The sequence below is a fragment of the Neptunicella marina genome, from assembly GCF_014270035.1.
Lineage (GTDB): Bacteria > Pseudomonadota > Gammaproteobacteria > Enterobacterales > Alteromonadaceae > Neptunicella > Neptunicella marina.
This window is the reverse complement of the sequence record NZ_JACNEP010000009.1, coordinates 48,288-63,501: the sequence shown is the minus strand read 5'-3', so window position 1 is coordinate 63,501 and position 15,214 is coordinate 48,288. Positions and strand designations below refer to the sequence as shown.

Sequence of the window (15,214 nt, the reverse complement as noted above, 5' to 3'; positions counted from 1 at the left end):
GCCTAATTTTTAATTTTTTCCAGGCGTGCTTTCAATTCCAGTGCCTGTTCACGATAAAGCTTGGCGCTGGGGTGATTGGGGTCAACATCCAAAACAATGTTCCACTTTTCGATAGCATCATCTAATTCCTGACGACGGAATGCCGATGACGCTTCCCTGTGGTATTTATCAGCTAACTGCTTTTGTAGCATCGCATATTGTTCTGTCGCTTGAAGGTTGTCAGCATCAAGATTATGTGCCGTCCGATAATCCTTAAATGCAGCCAGTGATTTGTTATCCACACTATTTAACTCACCTGCCTCAGTTAACAAATTCGCCGCTGTAACCGGATTCGTTTCTTTGTCTTTATCAGCTTTTCCTTCCAGAGTTTGCACCGCTAGTGGCCGGGTAATCAATGTTAACGAACCAAATTCCTTAAGCTGATTTAACAAGTCATAAGCAACATCAAAATTACGACTATCCAACGCCTGATTAATTTTATCGATCACATCTTCTTCGCTTAATTCATTAGCGATTTCATCAGCAGGGTTTAATAGTTCCGAGTTAATTTCCGCAGTGTTTAGATCTGATTCTGTCGTGTTAGCTATAGGTTTATCTTTGTTAACTTTTTCGGTTTGCTTAACAACATCAGTAAATGGTTTTGGTTTGCGGACTTTGACACTACTAATGCCATCTTTAACTTCTATTGCCTGCGATGTTTTTGGAATACGTATTGTCTGGCCAATATTGACTTTGCTGGCATTATCAATATCGTTATATTTGGCGAGTGCGTAAAACTTTAATGGTGAACCAAGGTATTTTTTAGCGAGCGTAGATAAACTTTCACCTGAGGTAAGCTTTACGTCAAAGGATTCTTTCGGGAAATAATTCGATATGTCCTGTTCAATCTGATCAAGTAAAATACGTGCACGAGTACTTTTAGGTACTGCAAGTAGATATGCATTAATTTCGGCTTTTGCCTGCCCTTCTTCACCATTTTCCAAATGTTCTAAAGCTTTAACAAAACGCTCCCGGGCGCTTAATCCAGGTTGTGCCTTATATATTTTTGTTGAATTGGTTTTAGAAGATGTAGACGAAGAACTGTCACCACCGGTAGAAACACATGCTGTGGTTAATACCAGCATTAAACCAAGACAAGTACTTTTGAGTCCCAGATCCCTTAGAAACATGATGTATATCCTGCAGCAAAATCAATAGTTAATGTACAAATATTAAGCAATAAATGACTATAACATAATATTTTTTAGTTTCTATGTTTTCGATTTAACCAGCAGTGATAAATTTAAGGCATAAAAAATTCCGGATTAACCGGGCTCTGAATATCAACGTATTTTAGGACATGACAACCTTAGATCACTTACTTGAATAAATGGCGAACGCCAAAATTAGCGTGCCCCGTAAACCTTGCCTGAACTATCAGCCCCAAAAATAAGAAATAACTAAGCTTGTTTTTTTAGACCATAATCAGATTACAAATGATCTAACCTGTTGCTGCAGTTTCTCTGCTAAGTTAGCTAGTTCACTGCTGGCCTGAGCATTCTGTTGAGAGCTTTCAGTCACACTACCAATACTAATACTAAATTCATTAACATTCTCACTGATCTCGTTGGCCACCATCGTCTGCTCTTCCGTTGCAGTAGAAACCTGTGCATTCATATCAGCTATTTCAGACATAGCCCGAATAATATCTGCTAATACAGTTGACGAATCCTCGGCGTGACCAACACTTTCAGTAGCACGCTCCTGAGCGCGGCTCATAGAATCTACTGACTGTTTGGCTGATACTTGCAGTTTTCCAATCATATCACTTATTGATTCGGTGGCTTTTTGGGTATTGTGAGCGAGCTGTCTTACTTCATCTGCTACAACCGCAAAACCTCGACCAGAATCACCGGCTCGTGCTGCTTCAATAGCCGCATTTAGTGCAAGTAAATTAGTTTGTTCAGCGACACTCTGAATTAATTGTACTACCTGATTAATTTCATTTGCCTGATTATTTAGTTGCTGAATAACATCACTGCTTTCGTTAACGACAGAAGATAAATCACTGATTGACTGAATATTCTGTTTAACTTTTGTTTGTCCCAGTTCTGCTTGTTTATCTGCTTCAGACGCCCGTTGCGATGTTTGCAGTGCATTATTTGCTACCTCCTGTATAGCTGCGCTCATTTCAGTTATTGCAGTAGCGATCATGGTATTTTGGTGCTCTTGCTCGGTAGCCGTGCTGGCTACCTGAGTGCTGATAGCGTTCATTTCTTCTGCAGCAGATGCCAGAGTAACGGTTGCCTGAGACACGTCAGTAACCAGCTTGTGGATACGCTCCAACATACTGTTGAATGCAGAAGCGGTTGTAGAAAATTCATCGTTACCCTCCACATCAACACGCAGAGTCAAATTAGTACTTTGTTCAATTTCAACAATTGTGCCCTGAAGTTTTATCAGTGGACGATGGATTGACTGGTAAATAATATAAGCAATAGCCAACATCAGTATTAGCACAATAACGGTTGCAGATATCAAAACTGTCTGGGTAACTTCAAAATGATCGCGTGACTGATCACGGAATAACTTAGCTTCGCTTTGTTGCAACTCAATCAAGCTGTTATAGCTTTCACTGAGTAAATCAAACGCACCATACATTTCCCTGTTAAACTCACCTGAAGGATAGGTAAGCAATGTGCCTTCACTGATCATTTTTTTATATTTTGCTATCAGTTTTTCTACCGGGTCCAGATATAGCTTCACTTTTTGAATAAGCTGAGTTTCATGCTGGGTTAGTTTAGTAGACAGGTAAGCGTTCCACTCCTTGTCTGCGCTGTTCTGCGCTTTCTCAATACGATTTAACACCTCTGATTGACTTAACATTCCAGCACGATACTTATGCAACAAATCTACAATATTGACCGCATAATTATCTGATACATATTTAATTTGTTTAAGCGGGATCACCCTATCCGAATAGAGGCTTTGTATGCCGTGGTTCTGGGTGGTCAGCATGGAAATAACAATAACTGACATCAATATAAAAATAGCAGCAGGCAGGATGGCCATAACAGCCAGTCTGGTTTTAACAGTTAATGCGTTTAACATTGGTTTTTCACTTTTTAAATAGTGTCACGGAAAGATTTATATACACGACGTCATAGATAAAAATAGTTATTTTTTTAATCTATGTCATTAATTTAAAGCAGAAATTTTTTGCGGAGTAAAAATCAAACAAGGCTGATTAAATGAAAGTTATTTTATTTTGGCAATAAAAAACCCGGTAAAAACCGGGTTTTTTAATTATCTAACTAAACCTTACTTACGCATGTTTTTAATCAAACGTAATTGCGCAACTGCGGCAGCCAGTTCAGCTGCTGCTTCAGCATAGTCAAAATCAGTACCAGGATTGGCAATATGTTCTTCTGCACGTTGCTTGGCTTCGATCGCAGCCTGTTCGTCCAGTTCTTCTGCACGAACTGCTACATCAGCCAGTACAGTAACATTACCAGGCTGGACTTCCAGCACACCACCAGCGATATAAATCAACTCTTCGTGGCCGTGCTGTTTAACCAAACGCACCATTCCCGGTTTTAGTGTAGTAAGCAGAGGTGCGTGACCTGGGTGAATACCCAGCTCACCTTCACTTCCGGTGATTTGAATCGTTTCTACGCGCCCAGAAAATACTTTCTGCTCGGCACTTACTACGTCTAGCTGTACTGTCATTCCTGCCATAAAAACCCCCAGAAGGTTTGATTACATACCTTTGGCTTTTTCTACGGCTTCTTCAATTGAACCAACCATATAGAAGGCTTGTTCTGGAAGATCGTCGTATTCGCCGTCTAAGATACCTTTAAAACCACTGATGGTGTCTTTCAGAGAAACATATTTACCAGGAGAACCGGTGAATACTTCTGCTACGAAGAAAGGCTGTGACAAGAAACGCTGAATTTTACGAGCACGGGTTACGGCCAATTTATCTTCATCAGATAATTCGTCCATACCCAGGATAGCGATGATATCTTTAAGCTCTTTATAGCGTTGTAATATCGTTTGTACACCACGTGCGACTTCATAATGTTCCTGACCAATAACTAACGGATCAAGCTGGCGCGAAGTAGATGCTAAAGGATCTACCGCTGGGTAAATACCTAAAGATGCAATATCACGGCTCAAAGTAACTGTTGAGTCTAAGTGAGCAAAAGTGGTTGCCGGAGATGGGTCAGTCAAGTCATCCGCAGGTACGTATACCGCTTGTATAGATGTGATTGAACCAGTCTTTGTTGAGGTAATACGCTCTTGTAATACACCCATTTCTTCAGCCAGAGTTGGCTGATAACCTACCGCAGATGGCATACGGCCTAACAGAGCCGATACTTCAGTACCTGCTAAGGTATAACGATAGATGTTATCTACAAAGAACAGAACGTCACGGCCTTCATCACGGAATTTTTCCGCCATGGTCAAACCGGTTAATGCAACACGCAAACGGTTACCCGGTGGCTCGTTCATCTGACCGTATACCAACGATACTTTATCCAGTACGTTAGAATCGTTCATTTCGTGATAGAAATCGTTACCTTCACGAGTACGCTCACCCACACCCGCGAATACAGAGTAACCACTGTGCTCGATGGCGATGTTACGGATAAGTTCCATCATGTTTACGGTTTTACCTACACCCGCACCACCGAACAGACCCACTTTACCACCCTTAGCGAATGGACAAACTAAGTCGATTACCTTGATGCCGGTTTCCAGCAATTCTACCGAGCTGGATTGATCTTCATATGAAGGCGCTTCACGGTGAATAGACATACGCTCTTCTTCACCTATTGGACCCGCTTCATCGATTGGGTTACCCAACACGTCCATAATACGACCCAGAGTCGCCTTACCTACCGGAACAGTGATGGGTTCACCAGTGTTGTCTACAGCAACACCACGACGTAAACCGTCTGTGGTACCTAGTGCGATAGAACGTACAACACCACCGCCTAATTGCTGCTGAACTTCAAGGGTTAAGCCTTGTAGTTCGCCTTCTGTAACGCGCAGTGCGTCATAAACTCTCGGAACCTTGTCTTGTGGAAATTCAATATCCACAACGGCGCCAATGATTTGGACGACCTTACCTTGACTCATGTTCTTTCCTCTTAATTTATAAACCTTTGCCTACACCGCAGCGGCACCGCTAACGATTTCGCTGATTTCTTGCGTAATCGCTGCCTGACGCGCTTTGTTATAAATCAGTTGCAGTTCATCAATCAGGTTGCCCGCATTATCGGTAGCGGCTTTCATTGCAACCATACGTGCAGCTTGTTCTGACGCTGCATTTTCAACTACACCCTGATAAACCTGAGATTCAACATAACGAACCATTAGAGCATCCAAAATGGGTTTTGGATCGGGTTCGAAAATGTAATCCCAACGGTGTTTTAAATTTTCATCATCTGATTTTGGCAGAGGCAATAATTGCTCAATTTTAGGCACTTGAGACATGGTATTAACAAAGTTGTTAAACACCAGATACAAGCGATCAATTTTACCTTCGTCATAAGCATCTAACATGACACGTACCAGGCCAATTACATCACTCACACTGGGTGTATCACCAATACCAGACTCTGCCGCCAACACTTCACCACCGAATCGGCTGAAGAACGCACACGCTTTTGAACCTAATGCAGCAAAAGATACTTCAACATCTTTTTCCTGCCAGTTCTTCACGTCTTTAGATACAGCTTTAAACTCGTTGGTATTTAAACCGCCACACAAACCACGATCGGTTGAAATAACGATATAACCCACGCGTTTAACATCACGTTCTTCAAGATACGGATGACGATATTCAAGGTTGGCATTAGCAAGATGGCCGATTACCTCGCGCATGCTTTCAGCATAAGGACGGCTTGACGCCATACGATCCTGCGCTCTCTTCATTTTAGAGGCAGCAACCATTTCCATTGCGCTGGTGATCTTTTGAGTATTCTTAATACTCCCGATCTTGCCTTTTATCTCTTTACCGCCGGCCATGAACTATCTCCTCGATTACTCAACGACCAAAGCGCTTTCGCGCTTTGATTGATTACCAGGTTTGAGTTTCTTTGAATTTGTCTAAAGCAGCTTTCAAAGATGACTCAATGTCGTCGTTGTAGTTACCGGTGCTGTTAATAGTTTTCATTAACTCGCTGTATTCACCGTTCATGAACGAGTGTAAAGACGCTTCAAAGTCCAGAACCTTGTTCAGTTCAACACCTTTCAGATAGCCTTTTTCAACTGCGAATAAAGATACAGCCATATCAGCGACAGATAACGGGGTATATTGCTTTTGTTTCATCAGCTCAGTTACACGTTCACCATGCTCTAACTGAGCACGAGTCGCTTCATCCAAATCAGAAGCAAACTGAGAGAATGCTGCTAATTCACGATATTGAGCCAATGCTAAACGGATACCACCGCCCAGCTTTTTAATGATTTTAGTTTGCGCAGCACCACCTACACGAGATACCGAAATACCGGCGTTAACAGCAGGGCGAATACCTGCGTTAAACAAGTCAGTTTCTAAGAAGATCTGACCATCGGTAATCGAAATTACGTTGGTTGGTACGAATGCAGATACGTCACCAGCCTGGGTTTCAATAATTGGTAATGCGGTTAAAGAACCTGTTTTACCTTTTACTTCACCGTTGGTGTAACGCTCAACATACATTTCGTTTACGCGTGCAGCACGTTCTAATAAACGTGAGTGCAAATAGAATACATCACCTGGGTATGCTTCACGACCTGGTGGACGACGCAACAACAATGAAACCTGACGATAAGCCACAGCTTGCTTAGACAAGTCATCGTATACGATAAGTGCATCTTCACCGCGATCACGGAAGTATTCACCCATAGTACAACCAGAGTAGGGCGCTAAGTATTGCAGTGCAGCAGACTCAGAAGCACTAGCCGCCACAATAATGGTGTTTTCTAACGCACCATGCTCTTCCAGTTTACGTACTACGTTAGCGATAGTAGACGCTTTCTGACCGATAGCGACGTACACACACTTAATGCCAGTACCTTTTTGGTTGATGATGGCATCAATGGCTAATGCAGTTTTACCTGTTTGACGGTCACCAATAACCAACTCACGCTGACCACGGCCAACCGGGATCATAGAGTCAATTGATTTGTAACCTGTCTGAATCGGTTGATCTACCGATTGACGATCGATTACGCCCGGTGCGATTTTTTCAACTGGCTCAAAACCAGCAGCTTCGATAGCACCTTTACCATCGATTGGCTCACCAAGGGTGTTAACCACACGGCCTAATAATTTAGGCCCAACTGGCACTTCTAAAATACGGCCAGTTGATTTAACTTTTACACCTTCCTGCAGATCGGCATATGGGCCCATTACAACCGCACCAACCGAGTCTCGCTCAAGGTTAAGTGCGATGGCATAGCGACTGCCAGGAAGTTCAATCATTTCGCCTTGCATTACATCAGCAAGACCGTGAATACGAATGATACCGTCAGTTACACCAACAATAGTACCTTCATTTCGCGCTTCACTTACAACATCAAACTGTTCAATTCGTTTTTTGATCAGCTCGGCGATTTCAGTGGAATTCAGTTGCATCCTCATTTCCCCGTTATGCTTGTAGCGTATCTGAGAGACGGTTTAATTTGCTTCTTACAGAACCGTCAATCACAGTGTCACCGGCCTTAATCACGACGCCGGCAATTAACTCAGGATCTACACTACAATCCAGCTTAACTTTTCGTGTCAGACGTTTTTCCAATGACACGCTGATTTCCTGTTTCTGTTTATCAGAAAGCTCGACAGCAGACGTCACTAGAACATCTACTTCTTTGTCATAGTCAGCTTTTAACTGATTAAACTGTGTTAAAACTTCAGGTAACGCAGCTAAACGTCCGTTCTCTGCCAGAACACGAATAAAATTTTGGCCATGTTGGTCAAGTTGTTCACCACAAACACCGACAAATAATTCAGCCAGTTTGTCACTTGATAATGAACCAGTCAGCAAAGCTGCTATTTGTTCATTCAAAGCAACTTCAGCGCTGAACGCCAGCATTTGTTGCCAGGCTTCAATAGCCTTATTCTCAACCGCATGGTCAAACGCAGCTTTAGCGTAAGGGCGAGCAATGGTTGCCATTTCAGACATAAGCTCTTACTCCCTTATAATTCAGCGACAAGTTTTTCAACTATGTCACTTTGTGCTGCAGCATCGATCTGACGACCCAAAATACGCTCAGCACCAACAACAGCTAGATCAGCTACTTGCTTGCGTAATTCTTCACGGGCACGATTTCTTTCTGCTTCTACTTCAGAATGACCCTGAGCGATGATTTTTTCACGCTCCTGGTGACCACGTTGAGTCTCTTCATCAACAATCTGAGACGCACGCTTTTTAGCTTGCTCAATAATATCAGCAGCTTGTGCTTTAGCTTCTTTCAGTTTTGCAGCGGCTTCATCTTGAGCCAGTTGCAAATCTTTCTCAGCACGTTCTGAAGCGGCCAGGCCATCGGCTATTTTCTTTTGGCGCTCTTCAATCGCATTCATAATTGGTGGCCATACATATTTCATGCAGAACAACACAAATATGATAAATGCGATTAATTCACCAAGTAGAGTGGCGTTAATATTCAAACCCGCTCCTCCTCAATTCGTTGTTTAAAAGGTCGATTAAACGGCAAATTTCGCGCTTTCAACAAACAACAGGAACAGAGCGATAGCAACACCGATCATCGCGATAGCATCGATAAGACCTGCTACGATGAACATTTTAACTTGCAGGGTAGGAGCCAGTTCTGGCTGACGAGCAGCAGACTCAAGGAATTTACCACCTAACAAACCAAAACCGATTGCAGGACCTAATGCACACAAACCGATCAGGATACCTACTGCGATGTAAAGATTACCTAAAATTTCCATTGATTTTCACCTTCTAAGTTTAAAGTTAAAGTTTAAAAAAATTGCCAAAAATTAATGATCTTCATGCGCCATGCTTAAATAAACAATGGTCAACATCATAAAAATAAATGCCTGTAACGGAATAACCAGTAAGTGGAACGCCGCCCAAATAAAGTGAATTGGTGCTTGCCATAATCCGATAGTTGCAGCAATCAGAATAAAGATTAATTCACCCGCATATAAATTACCGAACAAACGCAGTGACAATGACAGCGGCTTCGCGATCAAGGACACAAACTCAAGAATGAAGTTAAACCAGTACAACCAAGGCGTATTAAACGGATGTGCGTACAGTTCCTTCATAAATCCACCAAAACCTTTAATTTTGATGGAATAGAAAATCATCAGTAAAAAGACACCAATAGACAAAGCAAACGTCATGTTTACGTCAGTTGTAGGTACTACCTTCATATAAACATGATGCGGATCATGTCCCATCATGGCGCCAATTTGCTGAGCAATCCAAGGCAGGAAATCAACAGGAATTAAATCCATCAGGTTCATTAACAGAACCCAAACAAAAATAGTCAGAGAAAGAGGGGCAATAACTGCACTCTTACCATGGAAAGTACTTTTCACGGTTGAATCAACAAATTCAACAACCAGTTCGACACAAGCCTGCCATTTGCCTGGCACACCTGATGTTGCTGACTTAGCAACCGAACGGAAAAGTAATAAGAATAGAAGCCCTAAGCCCACTGACCACGCAAGTGTATCGACGTGAAAAGTCCAAAAACCTTCCCCGACAGCTGCGTTGGTCAAGTGATGTTGAATATAACCACTTACGGTTTGTTCTTCACCTGTTCCAGCCATTTTATATCCCAAGTTTTAAAGTTAAAAAATCGGTACTTCAGTTCGATCTATTTTGCCGAATCTGAAAAAATCACACCCGGAAGTTGAGCCAATAAGGCCGCTACATACCCACACATTAACGGAAGAAAGGGTAAGTTTAGCCAACGTAGCGCTAATACAAACAGGATAATGCTAAGAAAAAGTTTAAGTTTTAATCCCTGATTAAAACTTTTGATTACCTGTTTGTTTTTACTGGCACCTGCGTATCTAAAAGCCATACGTCCAAATACCAAATTGGCGACTATGCAAATGCTTCCACCTGCAAAAACCGCCAATGCTACTTCAACTTTCCAAATCAATGCACTGATCAGCGTCAACATAATCACTGCGGTGCATTGAAATAAAAATATTTTTCTGACCAGTAAACGTCCGGTTATGGTCAAACTTTGTGCCATTAATGGCCTCTTGCTTAAAAAACGCCATAAAAACGGCGGAATTATACTGTTTTACGCAAATTTTACAACCTGAAACAAATCGCTCCGATTCAGATTTTAACTAGCATTAAAGTGCGACAGTATACCATCTAACTCATCAAGACTGCTGTAATTTATTACCATTTTTCCTTTGCCTTTAGCATTGTGTGAAATGGACACAGCCGCTCCTAAGTTTTCGGATAATGTGGTTTCCAGTCGTTTTATATCCGGATCGACATTTTTTTCTACTTTTTCTTTTGTCGGCTCTAATAGTTTACGTACTAAATTTTCAGTATCCCGTACAGTTAATCCCTTTCCAGCCACTGTTTTCGCGGCTTCCAGCTGTTGTTCACCTTCAAGGGATAACAGAGCCCGGGCATGACCCATTTCGATATCGCCATACTCTAACAATAATTTAACATCATCGTTAAGATTATTTAACCGTAATAAATTGGTGACAGTTGCCCGTGATTTACCCACTGCTTCAGCAACTTCCTGGTGGGTTAACTCAAATTCGTTAAGTAACCTTTCCAATGCTTGTGCTTCTTCCATTGCATTGAGATCTTCACGTTGAATATTCTCAATCAATGCAATTGCAACCGCAGCTTCATCAGGTACGTCTTTGATTAAACAAGGAACTTCATCCAGGTGTGCAAGTTGAGAAGCACGCCAACGACGTTCACCAGCAATAATTTCGAATTTATCTTGTGCGACTTTACGTACAACGATAGGTTGAATAATGCCCTGTGAACGAATAGACGCCGCTAAATCCTCCAGAGCGTCAGGCGACATGTCTTTACGCGGCTGATATTTTCCAGGTTGTAAAAACTCAATGGGTAGTTTTTGCAATTCACCTTTGTCGGCCTGTTGCGAGGATGATTGTTTATTACTGTTTTGCTGGCTGGTGGCCAACAGTGCATCTAATCCTCTTCCTAATCCGCGTTTCTTGGTAGACATGATGACTCTAGATTCCTGAGTTAGCTGGTTGTGGTTTGATTTCTTCGTCGCAAAATTTCTCCGGCCAGGGCCAGATAGGCTTTTGCGCCAGTAGAGGATTTTTCATAATACATGGCAGGTGCACCAAAACTCGGCGCTTCTGCTAACCTGACATTTCTCGGGATAACAGTGCGATAAACCTGCGAACCAAAATGACGTTTTAATTGCTCTGATACGTCATTGGCCAGACGATTGCGCGGATCGTACATGGTACGCAACACACCTTCAATCTTAAGATCGGGATTAACCACAGATGCCAGTTTTTTAATGGTATCCATTAGCGCAGTCAAACCTTCCAGCGCATAATATTCACACTGCATAGGTACCAAAACAGAATCGGCAGCAGCCATCGCATTAACGGTTAATTGGTTTAATGAAGGTGGACAATCGATAAAAATATAATCGTAATAATCACGCACAGGCTGCAGCGCATTACGTAACCTTACTTCACGTGCAAATACTTCCATGAGTTTAATTTCTGCTGCAGTGACATCACTGTTAGCTGCGATTAAATCGTATTTGCCTGTGGTTTCACGAACAATAACTTCTTCTACTGGTTTCTCTTCAATAAGTAATTCGTAACAGGTGGAATCGACTTCAAATTTATCAACACCACTACCCATGGTAGCGTTACCTTGTGGATCAAGGTCGATAAGAAGCACTTTACGTTTGGTTGCTGCCATTGATGCAGCAACGTTAACGGCAGTAGTGGTTTTTCCTACACCGCCTTTTTGATTAGCGATAGCAATGACCTTTCCCAAAATAAATATCCGTCTTTAGTAGAGTGTTATTATTTTTTTGAAAGCAGAATTAAATGTCTGTCTCCCTCTAATCCGGGAACCTGCAATTTAACCCCTTGTTTAAGAACAAAATTATTTGGCAATTCAGCAAGTTCCTGTTCCGGATATTGCCCTTTCAACGCCAAAAATGTCCCAGATGAATCTACCAGATGCTCACACCAGTGCAACATATCTTTTATTGAAGCAAAGGCTCGGCTTATTACACCATTTAAGCTTATCTGCGGTTGATAATCTTCAACCCGTGATTGTACAGGCTCGATATTTTTTAAACCAAGTTCAAATGCAACCTGACGCATAAATCTTACACGTTTTCCAAGACTATCCAGCAAAATAAACTGAGTATCAGGTAGAACAATTGCTAACGGAATACCCGGCAAACCGGGACCAGTACCTACATCGATATAGTGTTTTTTATCAATAAAAGGCGCGACTACAACAGAATCGACAATATGCTTAACCAGCATTTGTGAAGGATCGCGCACCGATGTCAGGTTATAAGCTTTATTCCACTTGTCCATTAACTGGACAAACATGACCAATTTTTCAATTTGTTGCTGACTCAGGTTTAAACTTGTTTGCGCCAGTAACTCAGATAACTGTTTCAATAATTGAGTATCAACTTGCATCATCAGGCCGATTTTCTCAGTAATCCCTGCTTTTTCAGGTAAACCAGTAACAATGATATTGCCGCTGGCGTCACACCGGAAATACGCGATGCTTTTCCGATAGTTTCTGGTCTGGCGTCTTTTAACTTAGCTACCACTTCGTTTGATAAACCTGAAATCTGGCTGTAATCAAAATCAGCAGGCAACAAGGTATTTTCATTACGCTGTGTACGGGCGATTTCATCTTTTTGACGTTCGATATAACCGGCATATTTGGTTTGAATTTCAATTTGCTCTGCCGCTTGTGCGTTTTCAACACCAGGCCCAATGGACTGAATTTGCATCAACTGGTTATAGGTTGTTTCCGGGCGGCGTAATAGTTCTTCCAGCGAGTGTTCTCTGGAAATCGGATTTTTAAGGATTTCATTCAACGCTGCAGCTGCAGGATGGCTAGCCGTCACCCAGTTAGAACGTAAACGTTGTTGTTCTTGTTCAATGGTCTCTAATTTTTGATTAAAAGCTTGCCATCTGTTTTCATCAACCAAAGCTAATTCGTATCCTTTGGCGGTTAAACGCATATCAGCGTTGTCTTCACGCAGCAACAAACGATACTCGGCACGGCTGGTGAACATACGATAAGGTTCTTTGGTGCCAAGTGTTGATAAGTCATCGACCAAAACGCCCATGTAGGCTTCATCGCGTCTTGGTGTCCAGCTGTCTTTATCCTGTGCTTGCAAAGAAGCATTCATACCGGCGATTAACCCCTGAGCACCGGCTTCTTCATAGCCAGTGGTGCCGTTAATTTGCCCGGCAAAAAATAATCCGTTAATAAACTTGGTTTCCAGTGATTGTTTTAGATCTCTTGGATCAAAGTAATCATATTCAATCGCATATCCAGGTCGAATAATATGCGCATTTTCAAATCCTTTGATGGAACGAACCAAATTGACCTGTACATCAAAAGGTAAACTGGTTGAAATGCCATTCGGATAAACTTCAATACTGTTTAAACCTTCAGGCTCAACAAAAATCTGATGTGAGCTCTTATCTGCAAAACGATTAATTTTATCTTCAATTGATGGGCAATATCGTGGGCCAATACCTTCGATTACCCCGGTATACATGGGCGATCTGTCTAACCCAGCACGAATGATATCGTGAGTTTTTTCATTGGTATGGGTGATATAACAGGAAATCTGTTGCGGATGCTGCTCAGCTTTACCCATAAAAGAAAAGACAGGGGTAGGGAAATCACCTTGCTGTTCCTGCATGACAGAAAAATCTAATGTTCTTGCATCTAAACGTGCTGGTGTACCGGTTTTTAAGCGATCGACTCTAAATGGCAGTGCTCTTAGTCTTTGTGATAACGCATTGGAAGGTGGATCACCCGCTCGTCCACCCTGATAATTTTCCAAACCTATATGAATCACACCACCTAAAAACGTACCTACTGTGAGTACTACTGTTTTGGCTTTGAACTTCAGACCCATTTGGGTAATAACGCCACAAACGCGGTCGTTCTCAACGATCAAATCATCACAAGACTGTTGGAACAGGGTTAAATTAGGCTGGTTTTCTAAAACGTTTCTAACAAAATTTTTATACAGGGTTCGATCTGCCTGCGCGCGAGTTGCTCTGACAGCCGGACCTTTACTCGAATTAAGTGTTCTGAATTGGATCCCACCATGATCGATGGCAGTTGCCATTAACCCACCTAGTGCATCAATTTCTTTTACTAAGTGGCCTTTACCTATACCGCCAATAGCCGGGTTACAGGACATTTGCCCAAGAGTTTCAATGTTGTGTGTCAGAAGTAGGGTATTTGATCCCATTCTGGCTGCGGCTAAAGCTGCTTCAGTACCGGCATGACCACCACCAACCACGATGACATCAAATTGTTGGGTATAAAACATAATGACCTCTGACTTAAAACGAACCCAAATTTGGGGGCGCATATTCTATAGATTTTATCGTCTTATGGAAACGATTAAAATTCGAGCAAGAAGGGTTTTGGTTTTATTAATTAATATATGAGTTATTTAGATCTTTTACTTATTACTATTGTTATTAGTGCACAGGATTTTATGTATAACTCTAATTTTTTCATATAAAACAATAAATTAAGTTGATCGTAACTTGTTAGTTTGATCGATCAAAACGCGATCATTACCTGTGGGTAACTAGTATATTTATCCACAGTGAAAAATTCGATATTTTTTGTAAAGTGGATAATCAGATCTAATTTAACGGTAGATCACAAACTTATCCACATCGTTAGATAACTTTTGATCTAATTGTGGGTAAATTGTGATCACCGATCACTAATTGATCACTTTTTAGAGCTTAATATTATGTTTTTAAAAGAATTTTTTATGTGAATAAGATCAATTTGTGATCAAAGTGGATAACTTTTTTAGAAAAAATTTTGATAAATGATTTATACAAAAAATTCACTTAAAGCCACTAATAATTTTTACTCGAAATGAGGGAAAGACAGGAACTAACCTGGTTATTTTTATGTTGCTTATCTTTAACGGACTAAGCCATTTAGGTGGTAGTTGACTGGATGATATTAAAATAACA

The 15,214-nt window shown here is 41.5% G+C and carries 15 protein-coding genes; all 15 read right to left on the bottom strand.

Annotation, left to right across the window (positions count from 1 at the left end; genetic code table 11):
• Positions 1 to 2: 2 nt before the first annotated feature.
• On the bottom strand, positions 3 to 1,169 hold the full coding sequence (locus H8B19_RS12295; RefSeq protein WP_186507189.1) for a LysM peptidoglycan-binding domain-containing protein: 1,167 nt from the start codon (positions 1,167 to 1,169) through the stop codon (positions 3 to 5).
• A 295-nt stretch (positions 1,170 to 1,464) separates the two neighbouring features.
• Complete coding sequence (locus tag H8B19_RS12290; RefSeq protein ID WP_186507188.1) at positions 1,465 to 3,090, bottom strand: methyl-accepting chemotaxis protein; 1,626 nt, start codon at positions 3,088 to 3,090, stop codon at positions 1,465 to 1,467.
• Positions 3,091 to 3,300: 210 nt separating this feature from the next.
• A complete protein-coding gene (locus H8B19_RS12285) occupies positions 3,301 to 3,717 on the bottom strand; it encodes a F0F1 ATP synthase subunit epsilon (RefSeq protein WP_186507187.1) in 417 nt (138 codons plus the stop codon).
• A gap of 21 nt (positions 3,718 to 3,738) precedes the next feature.
• Positions 3,739 to 5,124, bottom strand: a complete 1,386-nt coding sequence (gene atpD / locus H8B19_RS12280) for a F0F1 ATP synthase subunit beta (protein WP_186507186.1) — start codon at positions 5,122 to 5,124, stop codon at positions 3,739 to 3,741.
• A 30-nt stretch (positions 5,125 to 5,154) separates the two neighbouring features.
• Positions 5,155 to 6,015 (bottom strand): F0F1 ATP synthase subunit gamma, encoded by an 861-nt coding sequence (gene atpG, locus H8B19_RS12275; RefSeq protein ID WP_186507185.1) that lies wholly within the window; start codon positions 6,013 to 6,015, stop codon positions 5,155 to 5,157.
• A 52-nt stretch (positions 6,016 to 6,067) separates the two neighbouring features.
• Positions 6,068 to 7,609, bottom strand: a complete 1,542-nt coding sequence (gene atpA, locus H8B19_RS12270; protein WP_186507184.1) for a F0F1 ATP synthase subunit alpha — start codon at positions 7,607 to 7,609, stop codon at positions 6,068 to 6,070.
• A gap of 13 nt (positions 7,610 to 7,622) precedes the next feature.
• On the bottom strand, positions 7,623 to 8,156 hold the full coding sequence (gene atpH / locus H8B19_RS12265; RefSeq protein WP_186507183.1) for a F0F1 ATP synthase subunit delta: 534 nt from the start codon (positions 8,154 to 8,156) through the stop codon (positions 7,623 to 7,625).
• A gap of 14 nt (positions 8,157 to 8,170) precedes the next feature.
• On the bottom strand, positions 8,171 to 8,641 hold the full coding sequence (gene atpF, locus H8B19_RS12260) for a F0F1 ATP synthase subunit B (RefSeq protein ID WP_186507182.1): 471 nt from the start codon (positions 8,639 to 8,641) through the stop codon (positions 8,171 to 8,173).
• A 36-nt stretch (positions 8,642 to 8,677) separates the two neighbouring features.
• Positions 8,678 to 8,926: a F0F1 ATP synthase subunit C gene (atpE, locus tag H8B19_RS12255; protein ID WP_073318383.1), complete on the bottom strand. Its 249-nt coding sequence runs from the start codon at positions 8,924 to 8,926 to the stop codon at positions 8,678 to 8,680.
• A gap of 51 nt (positions 8,927 to 8,977) precedes the next feature.
• On the bottom strand, positions 8,978 to 9,778 hold the full coding sequence (atpB, locus tag H8B19_RS12250) for a F0F1 ATP synthase subunit A (RefSeq protein ID WP_186507181.1): 801 nt from the start codon (positions 9,776 to 9,778) through the stop codon (positions 8,978 to 8,980).
• Positions 9,779 to 9,825: 47 nt separating this feature from the next.
• Positions 9,826 to 10,212, bottom strand: a complete 387-nt coding sequence (locus tag H8B19_RS12245) for an ATP synthase subunit I (RefSeq protein ID WP_186507180.1) — start codon at positions 10,210 to 10,212, stop codon at positions 9,826 to 9,828.
• A gap of 96 nt (positions 10,213 to 10,308) precedes the next feature.
• Positions 10,309 to 11,187, bottom strand: a complete 879-nt coding sequence (locus H8B19_RS12240; protein WP_186507179.1) for a ParB/RepB/Spo0J family partition protein — start codon at positions 11,185 to 11,187, stop codon at positions 10,309 to 10,311.
• Between the two features lie 20 nt (positions 11,188 to 11,207).
• Positions 11,208 to 11,987: a ParA family protein gene (locus H8B19_RS12235; RefSeq protein WP_186507178.1), complete on the bottom strand. Its 780-nt coding sequence runs from the start codon at positions 11,985 to 11,987 to the stop codon at positions 11,208 to 11,210.
• 29 nt (positions 11,988 to 12,016) lie between these two features.
• Positions 12,017 to 12,655, bottom strand: coding sequence for a 16S rRNA (guanine(527)-N(7))-methyltransferase RsmG (gene rsmG, locus H8B19_RS12230; RefSeq protein WP_186507177.1), 639 nt, complete (start codon positions 12,653 to 12,655; stop codon positions 12,017 to 12,019).
• Positions 12,655 to 14,544, bottom strand: a complete 1,890-nt coding sequence (gene mnmG / locus H8B19_RS12225; protein WP_186507176.1) for a tRNA uridine-5-carboxymethylaminomethyl(34) synthesis enzyme MnmG — start codon at positions 14,542 to 14,544, stop codon at positions 12,655 to 12,657. Before mnmG ends, rsmG begins: the two co-directional genes overlap by 1 nt.
• Between the last annotated feature and the right edge of the window lie 670 nt (positions 14,545 to 15,214).

Excerpts from the sequence above, each read along its gene's own strand:
- H8B19_RS12245 (WP_186507180.1), bottom strand. The coding sequence starts at position 10,212 with ATGGCACAAAGTTTGACCATAACCGGACGTTTACTGGTCAGAAAAATA.
- atpE (WP_073318383.1), bottom strand. The coding sequence starts at position 8,926 with ATGGAAATTTTAGGTAATCTTTACATCGCAGTAGGTATCCTGATCGGT.
- H8B19_RS12285 (WP_186507187.1), bottom strand. The coding sequence starts at position 3,717 with ATGGCAGGAATGACAGTACAGCTAGACGTAGTAAGTGCCGAGCAGAAA.
- atpH (WP_186507183.1), bottom strand. The coding sequence starts at position 8,156 with ATGTCTGAAATGGCAACCATTGCTCGCCCTTACGCTAAAGCTGCGTTT.
- H8B19_RS12240 (WP_186507179.1), bottom strand. The coding sequence starts at position 11,187 with ATGTCTACCAAGAAACGCGGATTAGGAAGAGGATTAGATGCACTGTTG.
- H8B19_RS12290 (WP_186507188.1), bottom strand. The coding sequence starts at position 3,090 with ATGTTAAACGCATTAACTGTTAAAACCAGACTGGCTGTTATGGCCATC.
- atpG (WP_186507185.1), bottom strand. The coding sequence starts at position 6,015 with ATGGCCGGCGGTAAAGAGATAAAAGGCAAGATCGGGAGTATTAAGAAT.
- mnmG (WP_186507176.1), bottom strand. The coding sequence starts at position 14,544 with ATGTTTTATACCCAACAATTTGATGTCATCGTGGTTGGTGGTGGTCAT.
- atpD (WP_186507186.1), bottom strand. The coding sequence starts at position 5,124 with ATGAGTCAAGGTAAGGTCGTCCAAATCATTGGCGCCGTTGTGGATATT.
- atpA (WP_186507184.1), bottom strand. The coding sequence starts at position 7,609 with ATGCAACTGAATTCCACTGAAATCGCCGAGCTGATCAAAAAACGAATT.
- rsmG (WP_186507177.1), bottom strand. The coding sequence starts at position 12,655 with ATGATGCAAGTTGATACTCAATTATTGAAACAGTTATCTGAGTTACTG.
- H8B19_RS12295 (WP_186507189.1), bottom strand. The coding sequence starts at position 1,169 with ATGTTTCTAAGGGATCTGGGACTCAAAAGTACTTGTCTTGGTTTAATG.
- atpB (WP_186507181.1), bottom strand. The coding sequence starts at position 9,778 with ATGGCTGGAACAGGTGAAGAACAAACCGTAAGTGGTTATATTCAACAT.